This window comes from Klebsiella sp. K5-306, from assembly GCF_051835185.1.
In the GTDB taxonomy this organism is placed as follows: Bacteria; Pseudomonadota; Gammaproteobacteria; order Enterobacterales; family Enterobacteriaceae; genus Klebsiella; species Klebsiella oxytoca.
In genome coordinates, this window is sequence record NZ_JAIFJY010000005.1 from 155,694 (window position 1) to 179,289 (window position 23,596).

Consider the following 23,596-nt stretch of genomic DNA (forward strand, 5'->3'; position numbering starts at 1 on the left):
CTGGTTCTACGAAAATTATAAAGCGTCAGTATTTATACACCAGTAAGTATTAGCAACAGGTTGTCTGCCAGGCAGTGCCCGGCAGACGGATTCGCTATCGTTGCTTCAATCCTAAGTCCAGGGGCGTCTTGCTTGGTTCTCCGCCGATTTCCCGTGCAAGCTTAGGGACTAAATAGCCGGAGACCAGCGTGAGTAGCTCACGCATGATTGCCCGGGCCTCTTCGTCACTGACCATGAAATGCGCCGCTCCCTGCACTCTGTCCAGAACGTGCAGGTAGTAAGGCATAACCCCGGCATCGAACAACGCATTGCTCAGATCGGCGAGCGTGCGCGCATTATCGTTCACACCGCGTAACAGTACGCTTTGATTGAGTAAGGTGACGCCAGCCATACGCAGGCTCTTCATTGCCCTACGAAACGCGGTATCAATCTCGTTAGCATGGTTAATATGGTTCACCAGCAGCACCTGCAACGAGGATGCAGAGATGCGCGCAACCAGGGTATCGGTAATCCGCGCAGGAATCACAATGGGTAACCGACTGTGGATGCGCAGGCGTTTAATATGTGGAATGGATTCCAGCTGGGTAAGCAGCCAGTCCAGTTCATGGTCCTTCGCCATCAACGGGTCACCGCCGGAAAAAATAATTTCATCCAGCTCTGGATGAGCCGCGATGTATTCCATAGCCTTCTGCCAGTTGCGCTTCGTGCCCTGGTTTTCCGCGTACGGGAAGTGCCGACGGAAACAATATCGACAATTTACCGCGCAGCCGCCTTTCACCAACAGTAAAGCGCGGTTGCTGTATTTATGCAGCAGACCTGGCACAACGCTATGCTGTTCTTCCAGCGGATCGGTGGAGTATCCTGGAGCATGAATAAACTCCTCCTGGGAGGTAAGTACCTGACGTAGAAGAGGATCGTTTGGATTTCCTGGTTCCATTCGAGCAATAAATGCCCGTGGGACACGCAGTGCGAACAGGCGCTTGGCGTCGCGTCCTGCCAATAGATTCGCATCAGCGTCTACATTTAAAAGCTGCAGCAGTTCATCGGGACTGGTCACAACATCGGCAAGTTGCGTTAACCAATCTTCTCTGGATGGGGTATTTAGGGTTACAATATGCGCCATTTTGTGGCTTAGCTACCAATTAACAAAGTTTCAGAGGGCCTTATGGCGACTTACTATAGCAACGATTTTCGTGCCGGTCTTAAAATCATGATGGACGGCGAACCTTATGCAGTTGAAGCCAGTGAATTCGTTAAACCGGGCAAAGGCCAGGCCTTTGCCCGCGTTAAGCTGCGCCGCCTGCTGACCGGTACCCGCGTAGAGAAAACCTTCAAGTCTACAGATTCTGCTGAAGGCGCAGACGTTGTCGATATGAACCTGACTTATCTGTACAACGACGGTGAGTTCTGGCACTTCATGAACAACTCGACGTTTGAACAGCTGGCCGCAGATTCTAAAGCCGTTGGTGATAATGCTAAATGGCTGCTGGATCAGGCTGAATGCATCGTTACTCTGTGGAACGGTCAGCCAATCTCCGTTACCCCGCCGAACTTCGTTGAGCTGGAAATCGTTGAAACCGATCCAGGTCTGAAAGGCGATACTGCTGGCACCGGCGGTAAACCGGCTACCCTGTCCACTGGCGCAGTGGTTAAAGTTCCTCTGTTCGTTCAGATTGGCGAAGTCATCAAAGTGGATACTCGCTCTGGCGAATACGTATCCCGCGTGAAGTAATCGATGCGCTGAGACGGTTGGCGCAGCCTTTCGCTGCGCCCTCTACCGCCGTAACTGCAGGCAGGGAAGATGGCTCATAAATTAACGCTCCCGGTATTATTATTTCTTAGCTGCGCCCTTTTGTCCGGATGCAATACGGCTCGCGGCGTGGGTGAGGATATCCAAAGCCTGGGCCATGCTATTTCTCACGCTGCCAGCTAACCTGATTTCCTCAGGAAATCCTCATTCATAATCCATTTCTGTTCCTGACTTAATACCTTAAACCTCTTTTTCTCCGAAAAAACGTTGAGATTCCCTCATCCTGAACCAGGTTGTCTATGCTTATAAGGCACGATAACTAAAACTGGTAAATTAAGGATAACATCATGGTAAAAAAAGCGATTGCAGCGGTCTTTACGGTTTTGGTCCTCTCCTCAGCATTGACCGGATGTAACACCACGCGCGGTGTCGGTCAGGATATTTCAGATGGCGGCGATGCGATTTCCGGCGCCGCAACCAAAGCTCAGCAATAGACCATGGCGGTACGGCCGTGGTCGTACCGTTCTTCCTCTCTTTAGCGACATCGTGTATTATTTCCGCGGATTATCATCTACCTTGCGGGACGACCCGTAAGCGTTCCACATCTGGGGACGGCCCCATCAAAGGAGCCTTATGTCCTGGTTAATTCTGTTTATCGCGGGGCTGCTGGAAGTTGTCTGGGCAGTCGGTCTTAAATATACCCATGGTTTTAGTCGGCTTGTGCCGAGCGTAATTACGATTGCCGCCATGGTTATCAGTATGGCGCTTTTATCATGGGCGATGAAAACGCTGCCCGTGGGAACGGCTTACGCCGTCTGGACCGGTATTGGCGCGGTTGGCGCAGCGGTCACGGGGATTATCCTGCTAGGAGAATCCGCCAGCCCGATGCGCATTGCCAGCCTGGCATGTATTGTCATTGGCATCATTGGCCTGAAAATGAGCGCTCATTAATAGCGTTGATTGACCCAGATGAGCTTGCTCACGTCAAATCCCTGCCGGCTGGCGATATCCAGCATCTGCTGCTTCACTTCCGGCGGGATTTTCGGCGCACGCGCCAGTAGCCAGAGATAGTCGCGATCTGGCCCACAAACCAGCGCATAGCGATAATCCTTATCCAGTGAAATGACGTTATAGCCGCCATAGAAAGGGCCGAAAAATGAGACCTTCAGCGCGGCGCGCGTGGGATCGCCGGTAAAGTAAGCGACGCCGTCGGTTTTCTGCCACATACCCCGGTCGGGGTTATATCCCTTGTTTACCACGTTCAGCCCACCATCATCGCGCAGGCTATACGTTGCGGTGACCTTTTCTAAGCCACTCTCAAAATTGTGATCGAAACGGGCGATTTCATACCAGGTACCGAGATAGCGTTGCGTGTCGAATGGGCTGACCACGGTGACGCCGGTAGGCGGCGTCGGCGTGCTACAGGCGATAAGCAGAAATGAAGCGGCAACAACCGCCATGACGGGGAGCAGACGCATAGTTATTTCCTTGCCAGTTTTAAGCTAAGTGTAGATTCAGGCAGGAAAAATGCGGCAGATTTTTCTTGAGAAGAGAGCCCGGTAACATCCTGCTACCGGGCTTACCGCAGTCGAGGTTAAAGCAGCGGTTTAGATGAACAATATTCCGACCAGCGTGACGACGGTCAGAATCGCCGCGAGGCCGTAGAAGACCCACTTACCGTTGGGTACGTGAATTTTTAAATCGTGCATCGCATGGTGAATACGATGAAGTCCGCACCATAGCGGCAGCACAATCATCAGAAAAATAAACGCACGGCCAATGAAGCTGTGGGCAAAGCCCAGCACGCGTTCGTAGCTGAAGGCGTCTGCGGGCGCAAGGCCCAGCGGCAGCATAATACCTACCAGCAGTACGATGACAGGAGCGACAATTGCTCCCCACATACCGCCAGCGCCAAACAGCCCCCAGAATACGGGCTCATCAGAACGTTTTGGTTTAGGATTGATCATTCCAGCCTCCTTACCAGAACAGGGCGACAAACAGAATCACCACGGTGACGACCGCGGTGACGATCCAAAGCCCTTTAATCACTGGCTCTGGCCCCATTTTTTCGCCTTTAAGGATAATATTGGCAGCTTTCGGTGCCAGCTCAAACCAGGTCTTGGTATGCAGCAGCGCGGCCGCAAGCGTGATCAGGTTCAGAATCACGACAATCGGATTTTGCAGAAAACCGATATACCCGGCCCAGCTCTCCGCACCGTGCTTCAGCGCGAATAGCCCGTAGATCAGCACGATACTGAACCAGACCGTGGGGACCGCTGTTCCTTCACGCAGCATATAGAAGCGATAAAACGGCAGCTTTTTCCACCAGGTGGACGGCATCGGCCGCACGTAGGGTTTGCGTTTAGTCGTCATACTGCACTCCTTAGCGTGGTTTCAGGGTGGCGATAAGAAAGTCTTTCGAGCTTTCTACCTTACCCTGCTGGATCGCGGCCGCCGGGTCGACGTGTTTCGGGCAGACTTCGGAGCAGTAGCCCACGAAAGTACATGTCCATACGCCATTCTGGCCGTTAAGCTGCGCCATACGTTCCTTTTTACCGTGGTCGCGGCTGTCTTCGTTATAGCGATGGGCGAGGGTGATCGCCGCCGGGCCGATAAACTCCGGATTAAGACCAAACTGCGGGCAGGCCGCGTAACACAGGCCGCAGTTAATGCAGCCGGAGAACTGATGGTATTTCGCCATCTGCGCCGGCGTTTGCTTGTTTGGTCCCTGATCGGGCGTGCGCGGGTTGCCGATGATGTACGGCTTAATGGCTTCCAGACTTTCAATAAAGTGGGTCATATCGACCACCAGATCGCGTTCAATCGGGAAGTTAGCCAGCGCTTCAACCTTAATGCCTTTGGTGTATTCGCGCAGGAAGGTTTTACAGGCCAGCTTTGGTACTTTGTTCACCATCATGCCGCAGGAACCGCAAATCGCCATGCGACAGGACCAGCGGTAGCTAAGATCCGGCGCGAGGTTATCTTTGATATAGCCCAGCGCATCCAGCAGCGAGGTTTGCTCGTCGTAGGGAACTTCATAGAAAGCGCTGTGCGGTGCGATATCCACTTCCGGGTTATAGCGCACCACTTCGACTTTCATGTTTTTCATCTCAGCCATTCGTCGTCTCCTTCTTCTCGGCTGCTTCCGCTTCCGCCCCGTACACGCGTTTTGCCGGCGGCAGAGTGGTGATTTTCACATCACTGTACTCCAGAGTGGTATTACCGTTGGCGTCGCGGAAGGCGAGGGTATGCTTGAGGAAGTTGACGTCGTCACGCTCGGTGCAGCCTTCATCCAGACGCTGATGCGCGCCGCGGGACTCTTTACGCGCGATGGCGGAATGCGCCATACATTCGGCGACGTTCAGACCATGACCCAGTTCGATGGTATACAGCAGGTCGGTATTGAACACGCTGGAGGTGTCGGTGATACGCACGCGCTTGAAGCGCTCCTGCAGCTCGGCCAGCTTATCAACCGTTTTCTGCATGAGCTCCGGCGTACGGTAGATGCCGCAGCCTTCTTCCATCGACAGACCCATTTCATCACGGATCTTCGCCCAGTTTTCGTTACCTTCCTGATTCACCAGGTCCTTCAGGCGCTTCTCGATATCGACGACCTGCGCGTCCAGCGCGGCGCTATTGGCTTCGCCCGCTTCGGTGGCGCGCTGCATGGCCTGTTCACCGGCCAAACGACCAAACACCACCAGCTCCGCCAGCGAGTTGGAGCCGAGACGGTTAGCGCCGTGCAAACCGACAGAAGAGCATTCGCCAACGGCAAACAGCCCTTTAATACGGGTTTCACACTGCTGGTCGGTTTCGATACCGCCCATGGTGTAGTGCGCGGTTGGACGTACCGGAATGGGATCTTTCACCGGATCGACGCCCACGTAGGCTTTTGAGAGTTCACAGATAAACGGCAGACGTTCAAGCAGCTTTTTCTCGCCCAAATGACGCAGATCGAGGTAGACCACGTCGCCTCGCGGCGTTGGGATCGTGTTGCCTTTACGCCATTCGTGCCAGAAAGCCTGGGAGACTTTGTCGCGCGGACCCAGCTCCATATATTTATTTTTTGGCTCGCCCAGCGGAGTTTCCGGGCCCATGCCGTAATCCTGCAGATAGCGGTAGCCATTCTTGTTGACCAGAATACCGCCTTCACCGCGGCAGCCTTCCGTCATCAGAATACCGGAACCCGGCAGGCCGGTTGGGTGATATTGCACGAACTCCATATCGCGCAGCGGTACGCCGTGGCTGAGCGCCATACCCATACCATCGCCGGTGACGATCCCGCCGTTGGTATTGTAGCGATATACGCGTCCTGCGCCGCCGGTCGCCAGAACTACCGCGTTGGCGCGGATCTGTACCAGCGTACCCTCCATCATATTCATTGCGACCAGACCGCGCGCCTGACCTTCGTCGACCAGGATATCGAGGACAAAGTGTTCGTCGAAGCGTTGGATTTGGGGGAACTGAAGCGAGGTCTGGAACAGGGTGTGCAGCATATGAAAGCCGGTTTTATCGGCTGCGAACCAGGTTCGCTCGATCTTCATACCGCCGAAGCGCCGGACGTTGACGCTGCCGTCAGGGCGGCGGCTCCACGGACAACCCCACTGCTCAAGCTGGGTCATTTCCGTCGGGCAGTGATGAACGAAGTAGTCGACGACATCCTGTTCGCATAGCCAGTCGCCGCCTGCAACAGTATCGTGGAAATGGTACTCAAAGCTATCATGATCCTGCGCGACGGCAGCGGAACCCCCTTCAGCAGCAACGGTATGGCTGCGCATAGGATAGACTTTTGAAATTAGAGCGATTTTAGCATTTGGATTAGCTTGCGCGGCGGCAATTGCAGCACGAAGACCTGCTCCGCCTGCGCCAATAACGGCAAGATCGGCTTGAAAAGTTTGCACGACATTCCTCCAGTTTTTGTTTATTTCGCCGCCGGGCTGGCGAAAACGTATCACTGCTCCTTTATAGGTAAGGAGTATAGCCGCAGGGTTATGAGGGAAAATTGACGTGTTCGATTTTTTTATCGTTATGTGCGGTTGTTTATCTATCCACTGTATGTTTTTGGGTTATCAATAAATTAAGCGTATGTGACGCTTTTGCCTTTTCGCACAAAATTTGTTTCATTCGCCAGTTACGAGTAGACTTCGGGCCCTTGTTTCAAATCGGAGAAAGTACCATGAGCGAAACGGCAACCTGGCAGCCGAGCGCATCCATTCCAAACCTGTTAAAACGTGCAGCGGTGATGGCGGAAATTCGTCGTTTCTTTACCGACCGCGGCGTGCTGGAGGTGGAGACGCCCTGCATGAGTCAGGCGACGGTGACGGATATCCATATGGTCCCGTTTGAAACGCGTTTCGTAGGACCGGGTCATTCTCAGGGGCTGAATCTGTATCTGATGACCAGCCCGGAGTATCACATGAAGCGCCTGCTGGCGGCCGGTTGCGGCCCGGTTTTTCAGCTATGCCGTAGCTTCCGCAATGAAGAGATGGGTCGCCACCATAATCCGGAATTCACCATGCTGGAGTGGTATCGTCCGTGCTATGACATGTACCGGCTAATCAACGAAGTAGACGATCTGCTACAGCAGGTACTCGACTGCCAGCCGGCCGAAAGCCTCTCTTATCAGCAAGCCTTCCTGCGTCATCTGGAAATCGACCCGCTGTCGGCAGATAAAACGCAGCTGCGCGAAGTGGCGGCTAAGCTCGATTTGAGCAATATTGCCGATACGGAAGAGGATCGGGACACGCTGCTTCAGCTACTTTTTGTCATGGGCGTCGAGCCGCATATTGGTAAAGATCGTCCGACGTTTATCTATCATTTCCCGGCCAGCCAGGCGTCACTGGCGCAAATCAGCACCGAAGATCATCGCGTAGCGGAACGTTTCGAGGTCTATTACAAAGGCATTGAGTTGGCTAATGGTTTTCATGAGCTCACCGACGCCCGAGAACAGCGGCAGCGTTTTGAGCAGGATAACCGCAAGCGTGCGGCTCGCGGTCTGCCGCAGCAGCCAATCGATCATCATCTGCTGGCCGCTCTGGAAGCCGGGCTGCCGGATTGTTCCGGCGTAGCGCTGGGCGTTGACCGGGTGGTGATGCTGGCGCTGGGCGCAGAAAGCATCGGCGACGTTATCTCGTTTACCGTCGACCGCGCCTGATCTTTCTTTCCGCTTTCCCGCAGGACATTGACGGGGATGACCGCCGATGTGCGGCGGTATGGTTGATTGTCCGGGAGTGCGACAGTTCTGGCCTTGCCCGCGTTCAGGCAAGGCCGATATTACAGACTGCCGGGCGCGCGGCTGGTTTTCCCTGCCGAGGTCAGCGCCCTGCTGCTTTTTCTGCCATCGATGCTCTCCAGGCGCATCTGGAACGGCGGGAACGGCATATCGATACCGTGCTCGCGGAATCCGGCCAGAATCAGCTGATGCATCTCATGGCGTAGCGGCATACGGTGACCCATTTCGGCGGCGTAGATACGCAGCTCGAAAATCTGGATCCCCTGCTGCAGGTCAACAAGAAACGCTTCCGGCGCCGGAGTATCGATAACCAACGAACAGCGGTGCGCGGCATTTAGCAGGATCTGCGTCACCTCTTCGGTATTGGCATCTACCGGGGCAGGCACCGTTAACACCACGCGGGTTACAGAATCCGACAACGACCAGTTGATGAACTGTTCGGTGATGAACGCCTTGTTCGGCACGATAATCTCTTTACGGTCCCAGTCGCTGATGGTGGTGGCGCGGGTATTAATGCGCGTCACGCTACCGGTGAGATCGCGAATGGTGACCGTATCGCCAATGCGTATCGGTTTTTCAAACAGAATAATCAGGCCGGAGATGAAGTTGGCGAAGATCTCCTGCAAACCAAAACCGAGACCTACACCGAGCGCGGCAATAAGCCACTGCAGCTTCGACCACTCAATCCCAATCATCGAGAAGCCGACCAGACCACCAATCAGCATCAGCAGATACTTGGTGATGGTGGTGATGGCGTAGCCGGTGCCCGGCGTCAGTTCCAGATGCTGGAGGATGGCCAGTTCCAGCAGAGCGGGCAGGTTGCGCACCAGCTGGGTGGTAATAATCAGCACCAGAATAGCAATCAGCACCGCGCCGAGGGTGATCGGCTCCAGGCTCTCAACGCCCTGCACCGTGGAGGTCACGTCCCACAGCGAGATATTCTCCAGGAAGCCAAATGCGGAGTGGATTTCTGACCATAGCACGATAACCGACACCAGCGCGATCAGCATCAGCAGAGAGCGCACCAGACGCAGGGACTGGGTACTGATAGCATCCAGATCGACCTCGCTGACCTCGGCTTCCATTGAACCTTCCGGGCTGCTGGTATGCTGGACGTCCTCTTCGCCACGCGCGCGCTGGGCGAGGATCTCCGCCCGACGGTGCTTAGCGCGATCGAACGCCAGACGACGGCGCTGAATCAGCATCCAGCGGCGAATGATGTGATAAACCACCAGCAGCAGGAACCAGATGGCGACCGACGTTTCGAGCCTGGCGAGCAGCGCCTGCGATGTGGCGAGATAGCCGATTGCCGCCGCCAGCATTGCCACCAGCGGCGCGCCGAGCAGCATATTCCATAGCAGTCGGTTCAGCATATTGTCGCCGCTGCCTTCTTTATCGAGATACAGCGGGATGCCGGCGCGTTTCAGGCTCAGGGTCACCATCGCCAGCGCGCCGCAAATCAGCATAAAGCAGAGGCGACCCAGCGAGGCGGAGAACTCGCGATCGTTGAGATTATCAAAAGTAATCAGCGCCATAATAAGCGGCACAATGAGCCCGATGCTCATCAGATAGTAGCGCATCGCCTTGCTAACCCGACTGCGCGGCCAGCCAAAGTGGGCGATGAACAGACCGTTCGGGCGGGCAAAAGTGGCGCAAATCATTACCACCCACAGCAGCGGCACCGTTGCGGTGACGCTATCGCCAATCGCCACGGCCAGCGGGAAAGGCCAGGCAGACTGCAGACCGTAGCCCAGCGTCATCCACAGTACCGGCAGCGGCGAGGCCACCAGTATAGACCAGAACACCGTTCGCAGGGTGAGCCAGAAGTGATCCTGCGTAACCTTGCCGACGCGCGCGCTGGAACGCTCCAGGAAGCTGGTGAAATGGCGCCGCGAGCTGACGCTGAACCCTACCAGAATGAGCGCGACGAAGAGCGGCAGCAGGGTCTCTTTGCTGGTCAGCATCATCATGCTGGCCTTACCGAGCTGGCTCATGGTATCGAGCGAGATCAGACGGCGTAAATCCTGAACAATCTCCAGTGGCCAGGAGAAGCCGATTGGGCTGACGTCGGAGGTCCAGAACAGATAGCGGTGGGTCGCTTCGTTGATCTCTTTGAGCGCATCCTCCAGCTGGCCGTTGGCGACTTTCAGCTTGGTCAGTTCGAGCATAAGCGTATCGCCGCCGCGCAGCAGGGAGTTGAGCAGCTCTGTCTGCGTGCGCATCTGAGCCTGAAGAATGCGGTTCTGCTCGCTGGTGAGAGGTTCACCGTTGGCCTGACGAATTTGTCTTAGCTGCGGCTGCTTGCCGAGCTGATCCTCATAGCGCAGGCGCTGCACGCGCAGCTGCGCCATTTCGGTATCCAGCTGCTGCGGTCGCGGGATTTCCGGCAGACGCGCCACCTGCGCGCGCAGGGCTTCGCCAAGCAGATTGGAAGAACCTAACCATTGGGACTGCTCGCGGAGCGTGTTTAAAGCCTGACGCACCTGCAGGGTTTGATTGGTCGCCTGGCGCTGCTGAGAGGCGATCAAGTCCATCCGCTGCGCCTGCTGGTTTAGCGCTTGCGACAGCTCGCGGTTCACTTTGAACTGCGCCACAATATCCGGCGGCAGGTTTTCGCTGTTTTCCGCCAGCAGCTCGGTGCTTTCCAGCGCTTTCTCCGCCTCGCGCTGCCGTTGGTTATTGAGCTGATTTCTTAATGCCTGTAGCCAGGCGTCGAGCTGCTCACTCTCTTTCTGCGCCAGCTCGGATCGCAACCGTGATAGCTCCTGGCGGTTATTGGCGGAAAGCTGCGCCAGATCCAGTTCATCGACCAGCGCTTTCAGCCGCGCGGACTCCGCCTGTAAACCAAGATTTTGCGCCTGCGCCAGCGGCGTATTGCTGCTTTGCGCGCCGATCCGGCGTTCGACCTCATTCAGCTGGCGGCGGGCATCGCTCTGTTGCTGCGGCAACTGGTTGAGCGAGTCGGCGATATCGCGGGCGCGGTCCTGCTCCTGCTGAGCTTTACGACTGGCTTCCAGCAGTTGGCTGCTGACCTGGAGAATCTCCTGGTTCAGGGCATCGGAGGAGAGGGTAGTGGAGACCTGGCGCGGCTCATCGCTGAGATTGTTGAGCTGCGCGCGCAGGGTTTGCGACAGTTTGGGGAAGTTATCAATAACGTCCTGATACTGACGGGCACGCTCAAGGGAGGCATTACGCTCCTCAAGCGCATTCAGGGCAGACTGCAGGACTTCGACGGTTTCAGGCTGGGCGGGCTTTGCCGCCTTCGCCTGTTCCAGCTCCTGGGCTATCTGTTTAGCATCCGGGGCTGTCGCTGCGTACGCCCCGAAACTGAGGCACCAGGCCAACAGGAAAGTGTATATCAGGCGCACGGCGTAACCTTTTCTTTCAGGAATTAACCTTCGTCTTGTTTATCGTCAACCAGCGGACTGGCGGCGTGTTCAGCGCGGACTTCTTCGACTGCCAGCGGAGCGGGCTCGACCGGCGTCACGGCTTCAGGCGCGATCGCCAACGGCTGGCCTATTTTGGTTACCGACAGGCTTTGTAACTGCTCAACCAGCTTCACCTGACCCGGAGCAAACAGGTTAATCACCGTGGAACCCAGTTTAAAGCGGCCCATCTCCTGGCCTTTAAGCAGGGCGACGGAACCTTCGCTCTCGCCCGCAGGCCAGGTCCAGCGCTTAATGATGCCTTCACGCGGCGGCGTGACGGTACCGGACCACACGGTTTCGATGCTGCCGACGATGGTGGCGCCGACCAGGATCTGCGCCATGGGGCCAAACTCAGTATCGAACAGGCAGATGACGCGCTCGTTGCGGGCAAACAGATTCGGCACGTTTTGCGCGGTCAGATGATTTACGGAGAACAGATCTCCCGGTACGTAGATCATTTCGCGCAGAATACCGTTGCACGGCATGTGCACGCGGTGGTAATCGCGCGGGGAAAGATAGGTAGTGACAAAGCTGCCGTTTCGGAACAGATCCGCCATCTGGTAGTTGCCGGCCAGCAGCGCTTCCAGACTGTAGTTGTGGCCTTTGGCCTGCAAAATTTTATCGTCTTCAATAGCGCCGAGCTGGCTGATGACGCCATCGGCGGGCATCACCAGAACGTTCGGGTCAGTATTTAATGGACGAACGTCATCGCGCAGCGGGCGAACAAAAAAGTCGTTAAAGGTCCGGTAGCTGGCAGTATCAGGCTTTTGCGCCTCTTTCATATCGACCTTGTAATATTTCACGAACAGATCGATGACCAGTTTTGTCAGCCAGCCTGCCCGCTTGCGTGCACCCCAGCCTGCGAGGCGGGTGAGCCACAGTTTAGGCAGAATGTATTGCAGTGAAAGTTTAAGATCGTTTAACAAGGTAGCCTCCAGGCCATTATTTGTCGTTCCTGACCCCCGCGCGTCGGCGGGGGCCTGAAAAAGGGGGACGATTCTAACGATGCTCAGCTTAAATGTCAGTCATCGGTTGATGAAAAGCTTTTACGCGTTTTTACCTGCACCTGCGCCATGCTTTCCAGAATGCGATGGTAGTTTTCAAACCGGCTTTCAGCGATTTCGCCCTTCTCCACCGCTTCGCGAATGGCGCAGCCCGGATCGGTATCGTGTTTGCAGTCGCGGTATTTGCATCGGCCTAAATAATCATGGAATTCGACAAAGCCGTGGGTGATTTGTTCCGCGTCGAGATGCCACAGGCCGAACTCGCGTACCCCCGGCGAGTCAATCACATCGCCGCCGTGCGGGAAGTGGTACAGGCGCGCGGCCGTAGTGGTGTGCTGCCCCAGTCCGGAGACATCCGAAACGTCATTGGTAAGGATTTGGTCATCCTGCAGGCCCAGCAGCGCGTTCAGCAGGCTGGATTTGCCTACCCCAGACTGCCCGGCAAAGATACTGATCCGATCGGTAAGTGCCTCTTCAAGCGGCTTCAGGCCATCCTGCGTGCGGCTGGAGACCATCAGTACGCGGTAACCAATATGGCGATAAATGTCCATTTGCTCGTTGACGAAGTCCATGCTCTCCTGATCCAGGAGATCGATCTTATTGAGCACGATCAGCGGCTCGACGTTCAGCGTTTCGCAGGCCACCAGATAGCGGTCGATAATATTCGGAGAAAGCTCAGGCAAGATGGCGGAAACGATGACAATCTGATTGATATTGGCGGCGATAGGTTTGACGCCGTCATAGAAATCCGGGCGCGTCAGTACGGAGGTCCGTTCATGCACGGCCTCGACGATGCCTTTGACGTTGACGCCGTCAGCTTCGCTTTTGCCTGGCCGCCAGACCACACGATCGCCGGTGACCAGCGAACGGATAGTGCGGCGTATATTGCAACGGTGGACGCTACCGTCGGCGGATTCGACATCGGCATGCATGCCAAAGCGGCTAATAACGGTCCCTTCGGATTTTTCACCGAACAGGTTGTCATCAAAATCGGCCTTCTCCGAAGTCGTTTTCAGGCGGCGCTGGTGGTTGGCCTTCACGCGGCGCTGTTGGCCTTTGGAGAGTTTATTTTTACTCAATCGAACTGGCTCCTGGTCGCCCTGTACGGGCAAAACCTCTATGATACACGCTATTTTAGATGAATATAGTGACGTAAGAAGGGTGGAAAATAACATGAGTGCAGATGAAAACAACCTGATTTGGATCGATCTTGAAATGACGGGGCTGGATCCGGAGCGCGATCGCATCATCGAAATCGCCACCCTGGTGACTGACGCGAATCTGAACATTCTGGCGGAAGGGCCGACGATTGCCGTACATCAGTCAGACGCGCAGCTGGCATTAATGGATGAGTGGAACGTGCGTACCCATACCGGTAGCGGACTGGTGGAGCGGGTGAAGGCGAGTACCCAGGGCGATCGTGAGGCAGAACTGGCGACTATCGAATTTCTCAAAAAGTGGGTGCCGGCGGGTAAGTCACCGATCTGCGGCAATAGCATCGGCCAGGATCGTCGCTTCTTGTTTAAATATATGCCTGAGCTGGAAGCCTATTTTCACTATCGCTATCTTGACGTCAGTACGCTTAAAGAGCTGGCTCGTCGCTGGAAGCCGGAAATTCTCGACGGCTTTAAAAAACAAGGAACGCATCAGGCGATGGACGATATTCGCGAATCGGTAGCGGAACTGGCTTACTACCGCGAGCACTTCATCAAGCTCTAATGCTTATGCCGGGGCCAGAAGCGCCCCGGTAGTACGTCTGACTATTTAAACCACTTCTGTTCCATCGCCTGGAATTCCGGCGAGGCTTTGACGACATCCAGAGCGGCATTGATGTTATTCAGCAGCTCAGGATCATCTTTACGCACCGCAATGGCGTACTGCTTACCGTAGTAGCTGGGATCCGTGGCGCGCTCGTCCATAATCGCGTATTCGGGATTATCCTCGAGCCATTTCGTTAAGGTCTCCTGATCGCCCATCACTCCGCTAATCACACCTTCTTTCAGCGCGTTCAGGGCGCTTTCATCGCTGTCATAAGGCAGCACGTGCACGGCTTTTTGTTTATCACGCAGGTAGTGCTGATGAATAGTGCCCCTTACGACGCCGAGTTTTTTATCTTTGAGATCGGCAAAGGTATGGGCAGCGTCTTTCGCTGTGACTATTGCACCGGAGAGCTCCTGGCGATAGGGATGGCTGAATGCAACCTGCTTTTCTCGCATTGGGATCACTTCAATACCGGCAATCACGGCGTCGAATTTCTTAAAGCGCAGCGCCGGGATGAGAGTATCGAAGCCCTGGGGAGTAAATTTGCATTCGACCTGCATCTGCTTGCACAACGCGTTGGCCAAATCGATATCAAAACCCGTGGGTTGGTTTTTGCCACTGACGGTTTCAAACGGCGGGTTGGCCGTCGTTGTTCCAAAATGTAGCGTTGTTGCCGATGCTGTTCCTGTGGCAAGCGTAGCCAGCAGCAGGACGGTAAGCGCTTTTTTCATTTTATTTCCCTGGTTATCATCGTTGTTGACCGTCAGCGGGCGATATCCGCCTGTAAACTTGAGTGATTTTGCGCCTTTAGCGAGCCCGGAAAAAGTCATTTTGCCGCATTTGCTGCTTATTTAGACAAAACAGGCCTGAATGTGGCGATAAAGTGGTCACTTAAATCAAAAACGAAAAAAATTGCTTTCAGGGGGGTTGCAGGTAAATCGAATTCTCGTATAATGCGCCTCCCGTGACGAAGCAGAAATGCAAATCACGACGCCATAGAAATATGGCCAGAAGTTTGCGGGAATAGCTCAGTTGGTAGAGCACGACCTTGCCAAGGTCGGGGTCGCGAGTTCGAGTCTCGTTTCCCGCTCCAAAAATTTGAAAGTACCATCCTAATCACAGGATTTTGAGTTGCAGCAAGGCAGCAACTGAACGAATCTTTAGGAGCTTACTAAAGTAAGTGACTAAAGTGAGTGAAGGCAGCTAACGCAGAAGCGGCTTGAAAGACAAAGATTAAGCGGGAATAGCTCAGTTGGTAGAGCACGACCTTGCCAAGGTCGGGGTCGCGAGTTCGAGTCTCGTTTCCCGCTCCAAAATTTGAAAGTCACCATACCCAAGCGGGAATAGCTCAGTTGGTAGAGCACGACCTTGCCAAGGTCGGGGTCGCGAGTTCGAGTCTCGTTTCCCGCTCCAAATTTCTTCTTATACCTGATTTATCCACAGCGCAATCACGCGCCGGGGATGATTTTCGTCCTGTCCAGAAAATACTGTGAACAGACTTATCCACAGGTTAATCTTTTGCCTTAATCCCGAAAAATACTTCACTATGTAAATAGTATTTATCTATATTGTTGAAATATAATAAGAAAATTTCATTTCAAAGTGTTAACTCGATCGCTTGACGAACGTCTGCATGTTGAAACGCAATGTGTTTTTATTTTTATTCACACCCTGTGAATGAATCAGGCGTCGCGCGGTAACCCTTTTTCAACCACCCTGACCAGCCGTAGCTTTTTCGGTAGTTGCACCTCAATCACATTGGCATTTCTTTTTGCAATTTGCTGCGCAATCGCCCATTCGATATGTTCGTCGAGAAGTGGGTGCTCACCCCGGCGGCTTTCCAGCGCCTGCAGGTTCGCTTCATTCCAGGGCGCATTGCCCAACGCAACGGCGATATTACGCAGCCAGCGCAGATGACCAATACGGCGAATGGCCGATCCTTCCGTCACTTTTAAAAACCAGGGCTCGCTCCAGGCGAACAGTTCTACCAGCGCCGGGGCATGCAGCGCCTGACGCGGGCTGAAATCATCTTCATCGGTTAATTGCGCGAAGCGGTTCCACGGGCAAATCAGCTGGCAGTCATCACAGCCGTATATGCGGTTACCGATCAGCGGACGAAATTCTTCCGGAATAGCGCCTTCCAGTTCGATAGTCAGATAGGAGATACAGCGCCGGGCATCAACGGTATAGGGCTCGACGATGGCGCCGGTTGGGCAGATGGTCATGCAGGCAACGCAGCGTCCGCACTCTTCTTCAACGGGCTGGTCGACGGGAAGAGGGAGATCGATAAGCAATTCGCCGAGGAAAAAGAACGAGCCGGCATCGCGGCTAAGGATGAGTGAGTGCTTACCTGTCCATCCCAGCCCCGCTTTTTCGGCTAAAGGGCGTTCAAGTATCGGCGCGGAATCGACAAAAGGTCTAAAATTGAGCGAAGCACACTGCCCCTGAATCATCTCACCTAATTTTTTCAGGCGATTACGTAACAGCTTGTGATAGTCCCGTCCAAGGGCATAACGGCTAACGTAACCCAATGCGGGATCTTTCAGGGTGCGGGCGAAAGCGGCATTAGCGGGAAGATAGTTCATCCTGACGCTAATCACGCGGAGCGTACCGGGCTGGAGTTCATGAGGTCGCGCGCGCATCATGCCATGACGCGCCATCCACTCCATTTCGCCATGGTATTGTTTATCCAGCCACGCCTGCAGTTTAGGTTCGCTGGCGCTGAGATCGGTATCGGTAATACCGACCTGCTGGAACCCCAGCTCTGTGCCCCATTGTTTGATTTGCTGCGCTAACTGATTGAGATCGAGGGGCTGTGACATGATGGACCATACGATGACGAAAAACGCCGACAGTATACCACATATCATCTGGTCGGCGGATGCGCTACGGCGGGCGGAAAAAGAGGCGGCGGATGCCCTCGGGCTGACGTTATACGAGCTGATGCGTCGTGCGGGCGAAGCGGCTTTTGAACGGGCTTACGAGCACTATCCTGAAAACCGGTGCTGGCTGATTCTCTGCGGTCACGGCAATAACGGCGGCGACGGCTACGTGGTGGCTCGCCTGGCGCAGTCGCGAGGTATTCAGGTCACGCTGGTGGCGCTGGATAGCGAGAAGCCGCTGCCGGAAGAGGCCAGTACCGCGCGTGAAGAGTGGCTCAACGCCGGCGGTACGATTCATGCCGCCGACATCGCCTGGCCAGAAGATATCACGCTAATTATTGACGGCCTGCTCGGGACCGGATTGCAGAGCGCTCCACGGGAAAACGTTGCGGAGCTTATCGCGCGCGTTAATGCCCATCCGGCGCCGGTTGTGGCGCTGGATATCCCCTCAGGTCTGAATGCGCAGACGGGGACCACGCCGGGGGCGGTTATCCAGGCCGCTCATACCATCACCTTTATCGCGCTTAAGCCCGGATTGCTGACCGGCAAGGCTCGCGATGTCGTTGGCCGCTTGCATCACCACGCCCTGGGGCTTGAGGGTTGGCTGGCAGGCCAGACGACGGCGCTCAGTCGCTTCGATGCCTCGAAGCTTGCCGACTGGCTACCGCCCAGACGCCCAACGTCGCACAAAGGCGACCACGGGAAGCTGGTCATTATCGGCGGCGAACCGGGTACGGCGGGAGCCATCCGCATGAGCGGCGAGGCGGCTCTGCGCGCGGGCGCCGGGCTGGTGCGAGTCCTGACTCACCGGGACAACATTGCGCCCATTCTGACCGCCAGGCCTGAACTGATGGTCCATGAGCTGACCTCCCGCTCGCTCGAAGAGAGTCTGCAATGGGCGGATGTCGTCGCGATTGGGCCGGGTCTGGGGCAGGGCGAGTGGGGTAAAAATGCGCTGCGCCAGGTGGAGAATTTTCGCAAACCGATGGTCTGGGATGCGGATGCGCTGAACCTGCTGGCAATCAATCCCGATAAACGTCACAATCGCGTGCTGACGCCGCATCCCGGCGAAGCCGCTCGTCTGCTGAACGTGAGTGCGGCAGAAATTGAAAGCGATCGCTTACATTCTGCACAACGTCTGGTAAAACGTTATGGCGGCGTCGTTGTGCTGAAAGGCGCAGGTACGATCGTGGCGAGTGACGCTGGCGAGACGGGTATTATCGATGCCGGCAACGCCGGAATGGCCAGCGGCGGAATGGGCGATGTCCTGACCGGCATTATTGCTGCGTTGTTAGGCCAGCAGCTGACGCCGTATGATGCCGCTTGCGCCGGATGCGTTGCTCATGGCGAAGCCGCCGATCGTCTGGCGGCCAGATACGGCACCCGCGGCATGCTGGCGACCGATCTTTTTTCCACGCTCAGGCGTGTTGTTAACCCGGATGTGATTGACGTAGACCATGATTAATCGAGTGATTCCTTTACCCGACGAGCAGGCAACTCTCAGCCTTGGCAACCGCGTAGCGCAGGCATGCACTGGCGCGACGGTCATCTATTTGTACGGCGATTTAGGGGCGGGTAAAACGACCTTTAGCCGCGGTTTCCTTCAGGCTCTCGGTCACCGCGGCAACGTTAAAAGCCCGACCTATACCCTTGTCGAGCCTTATAGTCTCGATAAGTTGATGGTCTATCACTTCGATCTCTATCGCCTGGCGGACCCTGAAGAGCTCGAGTTTATGGGGATCCGCGATTATTTTACCGACGACGCCATCTGCCTGGTGGAATGGCCGCAGCAGGGTACAGGCGTACTGCCGGAACCGGATGTTGAAATTCACCTTGAATATCAGGCTCAAGGGCGTGAGGCGCGCGTAACTGCGGTCTCCTCATTGGGTGAGTCTTTATTGGCGCGTTTGGCTAATTAGCCTGAAGGACGACGGGATGATGTATCGCTTAACCAGTTGGCTGACCGCCGCACTGATGCTGTTCAGCATTCAGGCCACTGCGGCAAGTTTATCCGATATCCAGGTCTCAAATGGCGATCGGCAGGCCCGTATTACCATAAGTTTTATCGGCGACCCTGAATATTCGTTTAGCCCGCAGGGCAAACGCACCGTCGCGCTGGATATCAAACAGAGCGGCGTACTCCAGGGCTTGCCGCTGCAGTTTAGCGGCAATAATCTGGTAAAAAGCATTCGTTCCGGAGCGCCGCAGGATACCCAGTCGCTGCGTCTGTTGGTGGATTTAACCGCCGACGGCAAAACGCGCGCGGTGAAACAGCAGAACGGTTCTAACTATACCGTGGTGTTTACGATTAATGCCGATGAACCGCCTCCGCCACCGCGTGTCGTGGTGAAACAGGCAGAACGGCCCGTGGCGCAGCCCGTGCGTCCGAGCGAGCCGGCGCGCAACCCGTTTAAAGCCGATAACGACCGCCTGACTGCGGTGACCAGTACGACCAGCGTAACGCGTCCTGCGGCACGTACCGTTTCTAGCGACGATAAAGTGATTATCGCCATTGATGCCGGTCACGGTGGCCAGGATCCCGGAGCGATTGGTCCGAACGGCACTAAAGAGAAGAATGTGACCATTGCTATTGCGCGTAAGCTCCGCGCGCTGCTGAATGCCGATCCTCAGTTCAAACCCGTGCTGACGCGCGACGGCGATTATTTCATTTCAGTAATGGGGCGTTCTGACGTCGCGCGTAAGCAAAACGCCAATTTCCTTGTCTCGATTCACGCCGACGCTGCACCGAATCGCGATGCTACCGGAGCATCGGTTTGGGTGCTTTCCAACCGTCGCGCGAACAGCGAAATGGCCGGCTGGCTCGAGCAACATGAGAAACAATCCGAACTGCTGGGCGGTGCAGGCGATGTGTTGGCCAACAGCCAGTCGGACCCTTACCTGAGCCAGGCGGTGCTGGATTTACAGTTCGGCCATTCCCAGCGCGTCGGGTATGATGTGGCGACTAACGTGCTGAGCCAGCTGCAGCGGATCGGCGATTTACATAAGCGTCGTCCTGAACATGCCAGCCTCGGTGTACTGCGCTCGCCGGATATCCCGTCAATCCTGGTGGAAACGGGGTTTATCAGTAATAACGGCGAAGAGCGGCTGCTGGGCAGCGATGCTTATCAACAGCAGGTCGCAGAGGCCATTTATAACGGTCTGCGTAACTACTTTATGCAACATCCTCTACAATCCGCGCCGCGCGGGGCAGCCGCGCAGACTGCCAGCGCAGGTTCGTCAGATGGGACGCTGTTAAATTAAGGAGACGGCCATGCCGATTCAGGTTCTACCGCCGCAGCTCGCCAACCAGATTGCCGCAGGTGAAGTGGTGGAACGACCGGCGTCGGTGGTTAAAGAGCTGGTGGAAAATAGCCTCGATGCCGGGGCGACGCGCATCGATATTGATATTGAGCGCGGCGGCGCGAAGTTAATCCGCATCCGCGATAACGGCTGCGGCATTAAAAAAGACGAGCTGGCGCTGGCGCTGGCTCGCCACGCGACCAGTAAAATTGCTTCGCTTGATGATCTTGAAGCGATAATTAGCCTCGGTTTTCGCGGCGAAGCCCTGGCCAGTATCAGCTCAGTCGCTCGCCTGACGTTGACCTCGCGTACCGAGGATCAGCAGGAGGCCTGGCAGGCCTATGCCGAAGGACGCGATCAGGCAGTAACCGTGAAGCCGGCGGCCCACCCGGTGGGTACGACGCTGGAAGTACTGGATCTGTTTTATAACACCCCCGCCCGGCGCAAGTTTATGCGCACTGAGAAAACCGAGTTTGGCCATATCGACGAGATCGTACGGCGCATCGCGCTGGCGCGCTTTGACGTGACCATTAACCTCAGCCACAACGGAAAGGCCGTGCGCCAGTACCGGGCGGTATCGCAGGATGGCCAGCGCGAACGGCGTCTGGGCGCAATCTGCGGTTTGCCGTTTCTCGAACATGCTCTGGCTATCGAGTGGCAGCACGGCGACCTGACCCTCAGCGGCTGGGTGGCCGATCCTCTGCATACCAATCCGACGCTGGCGGAGATTCAGTATTGCTATGTCAACGGACGGATGATGCGCGATCGCCTGATTAATCACGCGATCCGTCAGGCCTGCGAAGACAAATTGGGCGCCGATCAGCAGCCCGCTTTTGTGCTGTACCTGAAGATAGATCCGCATCAGGTGGATGTGAACGTGCACCCGGCCAAGCATGAGGTGCGTTTTCATCAGTCGCGCCTGGTGCACGATTTTATCTATCAAGGCGTGCTAAGCGTTCTGCAGCAGCAGCTGAACGCTCCTCTGGCAGAAGAGGGCGCAGAACCCGCGTCGCGTCAGGTACCTGAAAACCGCATTGCGGCAGGCGGCAATCATTTTGCCCAGCCCGCCGTCGCGCGTGAAACCGCCGCTCCCCGTTATCGTGACGAGCCCGTCGCGCCGCGCTTTAATACCAGCACCGGCGGCTCGCGAGAATCCGCTGCCACGGGGTCATCTGGCGGAGCCGGCTGGCCGCATGCGCAGCCAGGTTATCAAAAACAGCAGGGGGCGCTCTATCGCCAACTGCTGGATACTCCGGCCGCGGAGCGAAAACCAAAATCTCCTGCGCCGGTAGCGGAAGGCCTGGCAGGCCATAGCCAAAGTTTTGGCCGCGTGCTGACGATCGTCGATAACGACTGTGCGCTGCTGGAGCGCGACGGTAAGCTTGCGCTGCTGGCCCTGCCGGTTGCCGAGCGCTGGCTACGCCAGGCGCAGCTAACGCCGGGCGCGGAGGCGGTCTGTGCCCAGCCGCTGCTTATCCCGCTGCGGATAAAAGTGTCCGGGGCGGAAAAGGACGCGCTTGAGCAGGCGCAGTCGGCGCTAGCAGAAGTCGGTATTGAACTGCAGTCCGATGCGCACTACGTGACGATCCGCGCAGTGCCTTTACCCTTAAGACAACAAAATTTACAAATCTTGATTCCTGAACTGATAGGCTACCTGGCGCAGCAAAAAACATGCGACGCCGACAATATTGCTCAGTGGATAGCGCGTAATCTGGCGAGCGAACATGCGCAGTGGAATATGGCGCAGGCGATTGCCGTCCTGGCGGATATCGAGCGTTTATGTCCGCAGCTGGTTAAAGCGCCGCCGGGTGGCCTGTTACAACCTGTTGATTTACATTCGGCGATGAATGCCCTGAAAGATGAGTGATGTAACCGAGGCAAGCCTGCCTAAGGCAATATTTTTAATGGGCCCGACGGCCTCTGGTAAAACCGCATTGGCTATCGCCCTGCGTAAAGTTTTGCCAGTAGAGTTGATTAGCGTTGATTCAGCCCTAATCTATCGAGGGATGGATATCGGTACGGCCAAGCCCGATGCCGCGGAGCTGAGCGCTGCGCCGCATCGCCTGCTGGATATTCTGGACCCGGCCGAGGCTTATTCCGCGGCGGATTTCCGTCGCGATGCGCTGGCAGAGATGGCTGATATCGTTGCGGCCGGGCGTATTCCGCTACTGGTTGGCGGAACAATGTTGTATTTCAAAGCGTTGCTGGAAGGATTGTCGCCTTTGCCTTCGGCAGATCCGCAGGTCAGAGCGCGGATTGAGCAACAGGCCGCAGAGCAGGGATGGAACGCGTTACACCAGCAGCTACAGGAAATAGATCCCGTTGCTGCAGCGCGTATTCATCCAAATGATCCGCAAAGACTTTCCCGAGCACTGGAAGTTTTTTTCATTTCGGGTAAAACTTTAACGGAGCTGACGCAAACGTCAGGTGATGCTCTGCCGTATAAGGTGCACCAGTTCGCCATCGCCCCGGCGAGCCGTGAACTGCTCCATCAGCGCATAGAACAGCGTTTTCATCAGATGTTGGCTTCAGGTTTTGAAGCAGAAGTGCGGGCGCTTTTTGCCCGGGGAGATTTGCATACGGATATGCCTTCCATTCGTTGTGTCGGATATCGCCAGATGTGGTCTTACCTTAATGGCGAGATCCCGTATGATGAAATGGTTTATCGAGGTGTTTGCGCCACGAGACAGTTAGCTAAACGTCAGGTTACCTGGCTGCGCGGTTGGGAAGGTATTCACTGGTTAGACAGTGAACAACCTGAACAAGCGTTCAACAAAGTATTACAGGTTGTTGGTGCTAGCCTGGACTGAACGTGTACAATTGAACGGTATCGTGCGTAATTTTTAAGAATCGTAAGGTTCTGAGTACAAAACAAGCATACATATAAGGAAAAGAGAGAATGGCTAAGGGGCAATCTTTACAAGATCCGTTCCTGAACGCTTTGCGTCGGGAACGTGTTCCGGTTTCTATTTATTTGGTGAATGGTATTAAGCTGCAAGGGCAAATTGAGTCTTTCGATCAGTTCGTGATCCTGTTGAAAAACACGGTCAGCCAGATGGTCTATAAGCACGCAATTTCTACCGTTGTCCCGTCTCGCCCGGTGTCACACCACAGCAACAATGCTGGCGGCGGTACTAACAACTATCACCACGGTGGTGGTGCGCAGGGTTCTTCTGCACCGCAGCAAGACAGCGAAGACGCCGAATAAGGCAGATGCTGTTTTTCCACGTCGGGGAGCC

The 23,596-nt window shown here is 55.6% G+C and carries 23 protein-coding genes and 3 tRNA genes; 15 read left to right on the forward strand and 11 right to left on the reverse strand.

All coding sequences use genetic code 11. The annotated features are described in order from the left end of the window. Positions 1 to 94: 94 nt before the first annotated feature. Positions 95 to 1,123, reverse strand: coding sequence for an EF-P beta-lysylation protein EpmB (gene epmB / locus K2184_RS10090; protein ID WP_004117350.1), 1,029 nt, complete (start codon positions 1,121 to 1,123; stop codon positions 95 to 97). A 42-nt stretch (positions 1,124 to 1,165) separates the two neighbouring features. Here epmB and efp point away from each other — a divergent pair, with 42 nt between their 5' ends. The 4 genes from efp to sugE all read left to right on the forward strand — a co-directional run bounded on the left by efp (position 1,166) and on the right by sugE (position 2,701). Continuing rightward, positions 1,166 to 1,732 carry an elongation factor P gene (gene efp / locus K2184_RS10095; protein WP_004109203.1) on the forward strand — a complete coding sequence of 189 codons (567 nt, stop codon included), beginning with the start codon at positions 1,166 to 1,168 and terminating at the stop codon, positions 1,730 to 1,732. 69 nt (positions 1,733 to 1,801) lie between these two features. Next, positions 1,802 to 1,933 carry an entericidin A/B family lipoprotein gene (locus K2184_RS10100; RefSeq protein WP_016809373.1) on the forward strand — a complete coding sequence of 44 codons (132 nt, stop codon included), beginning with the start codon at positions 1,802 to 1,804 and terminating at the stop codon, positions 1,931 to 1,933. A 164-nt stretch (positions 1,934 to 2,097) separates the two neighbouring features. Then, on the forward strand, positions 2,098 to 2,244 hold the full coding sequence (ecnB, locus tag K2184_RS10105; protein WP_004109200.1) for a lipoprotein toxin entericidin B: 147 nt from the start codon (positions 2,098 to 2,100) through the stop codon (positions 2,242 to 2,244). A gap of 139 nt (positions 2,245 to 2,383) precedes the next feature. Beyond that, complete coding sequence (sugE, locus tag K2184_RS10110) at positions 2,384 to 2,701, forward strand: quaternary ammonium compound efflux SMR transporter SugE (RefSeq protein ID WP_004109196.1); 318 nt, start codon at positions 2,384 to 2,386, stop codon at positions 2,699 to 2,701. Here the strand turns inward: sugE and K2184_RS10115 are convergent. The 5 genes from K2184_RS10115 to frdA form a co-directional block, all read right to left on the reverse strand. Continuing rightward, complete coding sequence (locus tag K2184_RS10115; protein ID WP_004109193.1) at positions 2,698 to 3,228, reverse strand: lipocalin family protein; 531 nt, start codon at positions 3,226 to 3,228, stop codon at positions 2,698 to 2,700. The genes sugE and K2184_RS10115 overlap by 4 nt on opposite strands. A 129-nt stretch (positions 3,229 to 3,357) precedes the next feature. Beyond that, positions 3,358 to 3,717 carry a fumarate reductase subunit FrdD gene (frdD, locus tag K2184_RS10120; RefSeq protein ID WP_004109192.1) on the reverse strand — a complete coding sequence of 120 codons (360 nt, stop codon included), beginning with the start codon at positions 3,715 to 3,717 and terminating at the stop codon, positions 3,358 to 3,360. 10 nt (positions 3,718 to 3,727) lie between these two features. After that, positions 3,728 to 4,123, reverse strand: coding sequence for a fumarate reductase subunit FrdC (frdC, locus tag K2184_RS10125; RefSeq protein WP_004117355.1), 396 nt, complete (start codon positions 4,121 to 4,123; stop codon positions 3,728 to 3,730). Between the two features lie 10 nt (positions 4,124 to 4,133). Then, positions 4,134 to 4,868, reverse strand: coding sequence for a succinate dehydrogenase/fumarate reductase iron-sulfur subunit (locus K2184_RS10130; protein ID WP_004109180.1), 735 nt, complete (start codon positions 4,866 to 4,868; stop codon positions 4,134 to 4,136). Further along, positions 4,861 to 6,651, reverse strand: a complete 1,791-nt coding sequence (gene frdA / locus K2184_RS10135) for a fumarate reductase (quinol) flavoprotein subunit (protein WP_026055996.1) — start codon at positions 6,649 to 6,651, stop codon at positions 4,861 to 4,863. The genes K2184_RS10130 and frdA overlap by 8 nt, the downstream gene beginning before the upstream one ends. Positions 6,652 to 6,926: 275 nt before the next feature. Between frdA and epmA the strand changes: the two genes are divergently transcribed. Then, entirely contained in the window at positions 6,927 to 7,904 is a 978-nt protein-coding gene (gene epmA, locus K2184_RS10140; protein ID WP_004117360.1) for an elongation factor P--(R)-beta-lysine ligase, read from the forward strand. Between the two features lie 119 nt (positions 7,905 to 8,023). Here the strand turns inward: epmA and mscM are convergent, their stop codons facing one another. From mscM to rsgA, 3 genes are all read right to left on the reverse strand, one after another. Next, complete coding sequence (gene mscM / locus K2184_RS10145; RefSeq protein WP_163525026.1) at positions 8,024 to 11,350, reverse strand: miniconductance mechanosensitive channel MscM; 3,327 nt, start codon at positions 11,348 to 11,350, stop codon at positions 8,024 to 8,026. A 23-nt stretch (positions 11,351 to 11,373) separates the two neighbouring features. Then, entirely contained in the window at positions 11,374 to 12,336 is a 963-nt protein-coding gene (gene asd / locus K2184_RS10150) for an archaetidylserine decarboxylase (protein ID WP_004109169.1), read from the reverse strand. A gap of 95 nt (positions 12,337 to 12,431) precedes the next feature. Continuing rightward, positions 12,432 to 13,493, reverse strand: coding sequence for a small ribosomal subunit biogenesis GTPase RsgA (gene rsgA / locus K2184_RS10155; protein ID WP_004109167.1), 1,062 nt, complete (start codon positions 13,491 to 13,493; stop codon positions 12,432 to 12,434). A 94-nt stretch (positions 13,494 to 13,587) separates the two neighbouring features. Between rsgA and orn the strand changes: the two genes are divergently transcribed. Continuing rightward, positions 13,588 to 14,133, forward strand: coding sequence for an oligoribonuclease (gene orn, locus K2184_RS10160; RefSeq protein ID WP_004097954.1), 546 nt, complete (start codon positions 13,588 to 13,590; stop codon positions 14,131 to 14,133). Between the two features lie 41 nt (positions 14,134 to 14,174). Here orn and K2184_RS10165 read toward each other — a convergent pair whose 3' ends face one another. Further along, positions 14,175 to 14,906 carry an arginine ABC transporter substrate-binding protein gene (locus K2184_RS10165; RefSeq protein WP_070557104.1) on the reverse strand — a complete coding sequence of 244 codons (732 nt, stop codon included), beginning with the start codon at positions 14,904 to 14,906 and terminating at the stop codon, positions 14,175 to 14,177. A 286-nt stretch (positions 14,907 to 15,192) separates the two neighbouring features. Here K2184_RS10165 and K2184_RS10170 point away from each other — a divergent pair. From K2184_RS10170 to K2184_RS10180, 3 genes are all read left to right on the forward strand, one after another. Further along, positions 15,193 to 15,268, forward strand: a tRNA-Gly gene (locus K2184_RS10170). A 144-nt stretch (positions 15,269 to 15,412) separates the two neighbouring features. Continuing rightward, positions 15,413 to 15,488, forward strand: a tRNA-Gly gene (locus K2184_RS10175). A gap of 24 nt (positions 15,489 to 15,512) precedes the next feature. Beyond that, a tRNA-Gly gene (locus K2184_RS10180) sits at positions 15,513 to 15,588 on the forward strand. A gap of 269 nt (positions 15,589 to 15,857) precedes the next feature. Here the strand turns inward: K2184_RS10180 and queG are convergent. Further along, on the reverse strand, positions 15,858 to 16,997 hold the full coding sequence (gene queG, locus K2184_RS10185) for a tRNA epoxyqueuosine(34) reductase QueG (protein ID WP_004109161.1): 1,140 nt from the start codon (positions 16,995 to 16,997) through the stop codon (positions 15,858 to 15,860). A 13-nt stretch (positions 16,998 to 17,010) separates the two neighbouring features. Between queG and nnr the strand changes: the two genes are divergently transcribed. The 6 genes from nnr to hfq all read left to right on the forward strand — a co-directional run bounded on the left by nnr (position 17,011) and on the right by hfq (position 23,565). Continuing rightward, complete coding sequence (gene nnr / locus K2184_RS10190; protein ID WP_160886455.1) at positions 17,011 to 18,522, forward strand: bifunctional ADP-dependent NAD(P)H-hydrate dehydratase/NAD(P)H-hydrate epimerase; 1,512 nt, start codon at positions 17,011 to 17,013, stop codon at positions 18,520 to 18,522. Continuing rightward, positions 18,515 to 18,976, forward strand: a complete 462-nt coding sequence (gene tsaE / locus K2184_RS10195) for a tRNA (adenosine(37)-N6)-threonylcarbamoyltransferase complex ATPase subunit type 1 TsaE (protein ID WP_004109155.1) — start codon at positions 18,515 to 18,517, stop codon at positions 18,974 to 18,976. The genes nnr and tsaE overlap by 8 nt, the downstream gene beginning before the upstream one ends. Positions 18,977 to 18,992: 16 nt before the next feature. Beyond that, the gene (amiB, locus tag K2184_RS10200; RefSeq protein WP_032705180.1) at positions 18,993 to 20,318 is read left to right on the forward strand and encodes an N-acetylmuramoyl-L-alanine amidase AmiB; all 1,326 of its coding nucleotides are present in this window, start codon (positions 18,993 to 18,995) and stop codon (positions 20,316 to 20,318) included. A gap of 10 nt (positions 20,319 to 20,328) precedes the next feature. Then, positions 20,329 to 22,224 (forward strand): DNA mismatch repair endonuclease MutL, encoded by a 1,896-nt coding sequence (mutL, locus tag K2184_RS10205; protein ID WP_017145086.1) that lies wholly within the window; start codon positions 20,329 to 20,331, stop codon positions 22,222 to 22,224. Beyond that, positions 22,217 to 23,167: a tRNA (adenosine(37)-N6)-dimethylallyltransferase MiaA gene (gene miaA, locus K2184_RS10210; RefSeq protein ID WP_016809366.1), complete on the forward strand. Its 951-nt coding sequence runs from the start codon at positions 22,217 to 22,219 to the stop codon at positions 23,165 to 23,167. The genes mutL and miaA overlap by 8 nt, the downstream gene beginning before the upstream one ends. Before the next feature lie 89 nt (positions 23,168 to 23,256). Next, positions 23,257 to 23,565 (forward strand): RNA chaperone Hfq, encoded by a 309-nt coding sequence (gene hfq / locus K2184_RS10215; RefSeq protein WP_004097968.1) that lies wholly within the window; start codon positions 23,257 to 23,259, stop codon positions 23,563 to 23,565. Positions 23,566 to 23,596 lie beyond the last annotated feature (31 nt).

Bases quoted from the DNA above. Each gene is read 5' to 3' on its own strand.
- epmB (WP_004117350.1), bottom strand. From the start codon at position 1,123: ATGGCGCATATTGTAACCCTAAATACCCCATCCAGAGAAGATTGGTTA.
- efp (WP_004109203.1), top strand. From the start codon at position 1,166: ATGGCGACTTACTATAGCAACGATTTTCGTGCCGGTCTTAAAATCATG.
- K2184_RS10100 (WP_016809373.1), top strand. From the start codon at position 1,802: ATGGCTCATAAATTAACGCTCCCGGTATTATTATTTCTTAGCTGCGCC.
- ecnB (WP_004109200.1), top strand. From the start codon at position 2,098: ATGGTAAAAAAAGCGATTGCAGCGGTCTTTACGGTTTTGGTCCTCTCC.
- sugE (WP_004109196.1), top strand. From the start codon at position 2,384: ATGTCCTGGTTAATTCTGTTTATCGCGGGGCTGCTGGAAGTTGTCTGG.
- K2184_RS10115 (WP_004109193.1), bottom strand. From the start codon at position 3,228: ATGCGTCTGCTCCCCGTCATGGCGGTTGTTGCCGCTTCATTTCTGCTT.
- frdD (WP_004109192.1), bottom strand. From the start codon at position 3,717: ATGATCAATCCTAAACCAAAACGTTCTGATGAGCCCGTATTCTGGGGG.
- frdC (WP_004117355.1), bottom strand. From the start codon at position 4,123: ATGACGACTAAACGCAAACCCTACGTGCGGCCGATGCCGTCCACCTGG.
- K2184_RS10130 (WP_004109180.1), bottom strand. From the start codon at position 4,868: ATGGCTGAGATGAAAAACATGAAAGTCGAAGTGGTGCGCTATAACCCG.
- epmA (WP_004117360.1), top strand. From the start codon at position 6,927: ATGAGCGAAACGGCAACCTGGCAGCCGAGCGCATCCATTCCAAACCTG.
- orn (WP_004097954.1), top strand. From the start codon at position 13,588: ATGAGTGCAGATGAAAACAACCTGATTTGGATCGATCTTGAAATGACG.
- K2184_RS10165 (WP_070557104.1), bottom strand. From the start codon at position 14,906: ATGAAAAAAGCGCTTACCGTCCTGCTGCTGGCTACGCTTGCCACAGGA.
- queG (WP_004109161.1), bottom strand. From the start codon at position 16,997: ATGTCACAGCCCCTCGATCTCAATCAGTTAGCGCAGCAAATCAAACAA.
- nnr (WP_160886455.1), top strand. From the start codon at position 17,011: ATGACGAAAAACGCCGACAGTATACCACATATCATCTGGTCGGCGGAT.
- tsaE (WP_004109155.1), top strand. From the start codon at position 18,515: ATGATTAATCGAGTGATTCCTTTACCCGACGAGCAGGCAACTCTCAGC.
- amiB (WP_032705180.1), top strand. From the start codon at position 18,993: ATGATGTATCGCTTAACCAGTTGGCTGACCGCCGCACTGATGCTGTTC.
- mutL (WP_017145086.1), top strand. From the start codon at position 20,329: ATGCCGATTCAGGTTCTACCGCCGCAGCTCGCCAACCAGATTGCCGCA.
- miaA (WP_016809366.1), top strand. From the start codon at position 22,217: ATGAGTGATGTAACCGAGGCAAGCCTGCCTAAGGCAATATTTTTAATG.
- hfq (WP_004097968.1), top strand. From the start codon at position 23,257: ATGGCTAAGGGGCAATCTTTACAAGATCCGTTCCTGAACGCTTTGCGT.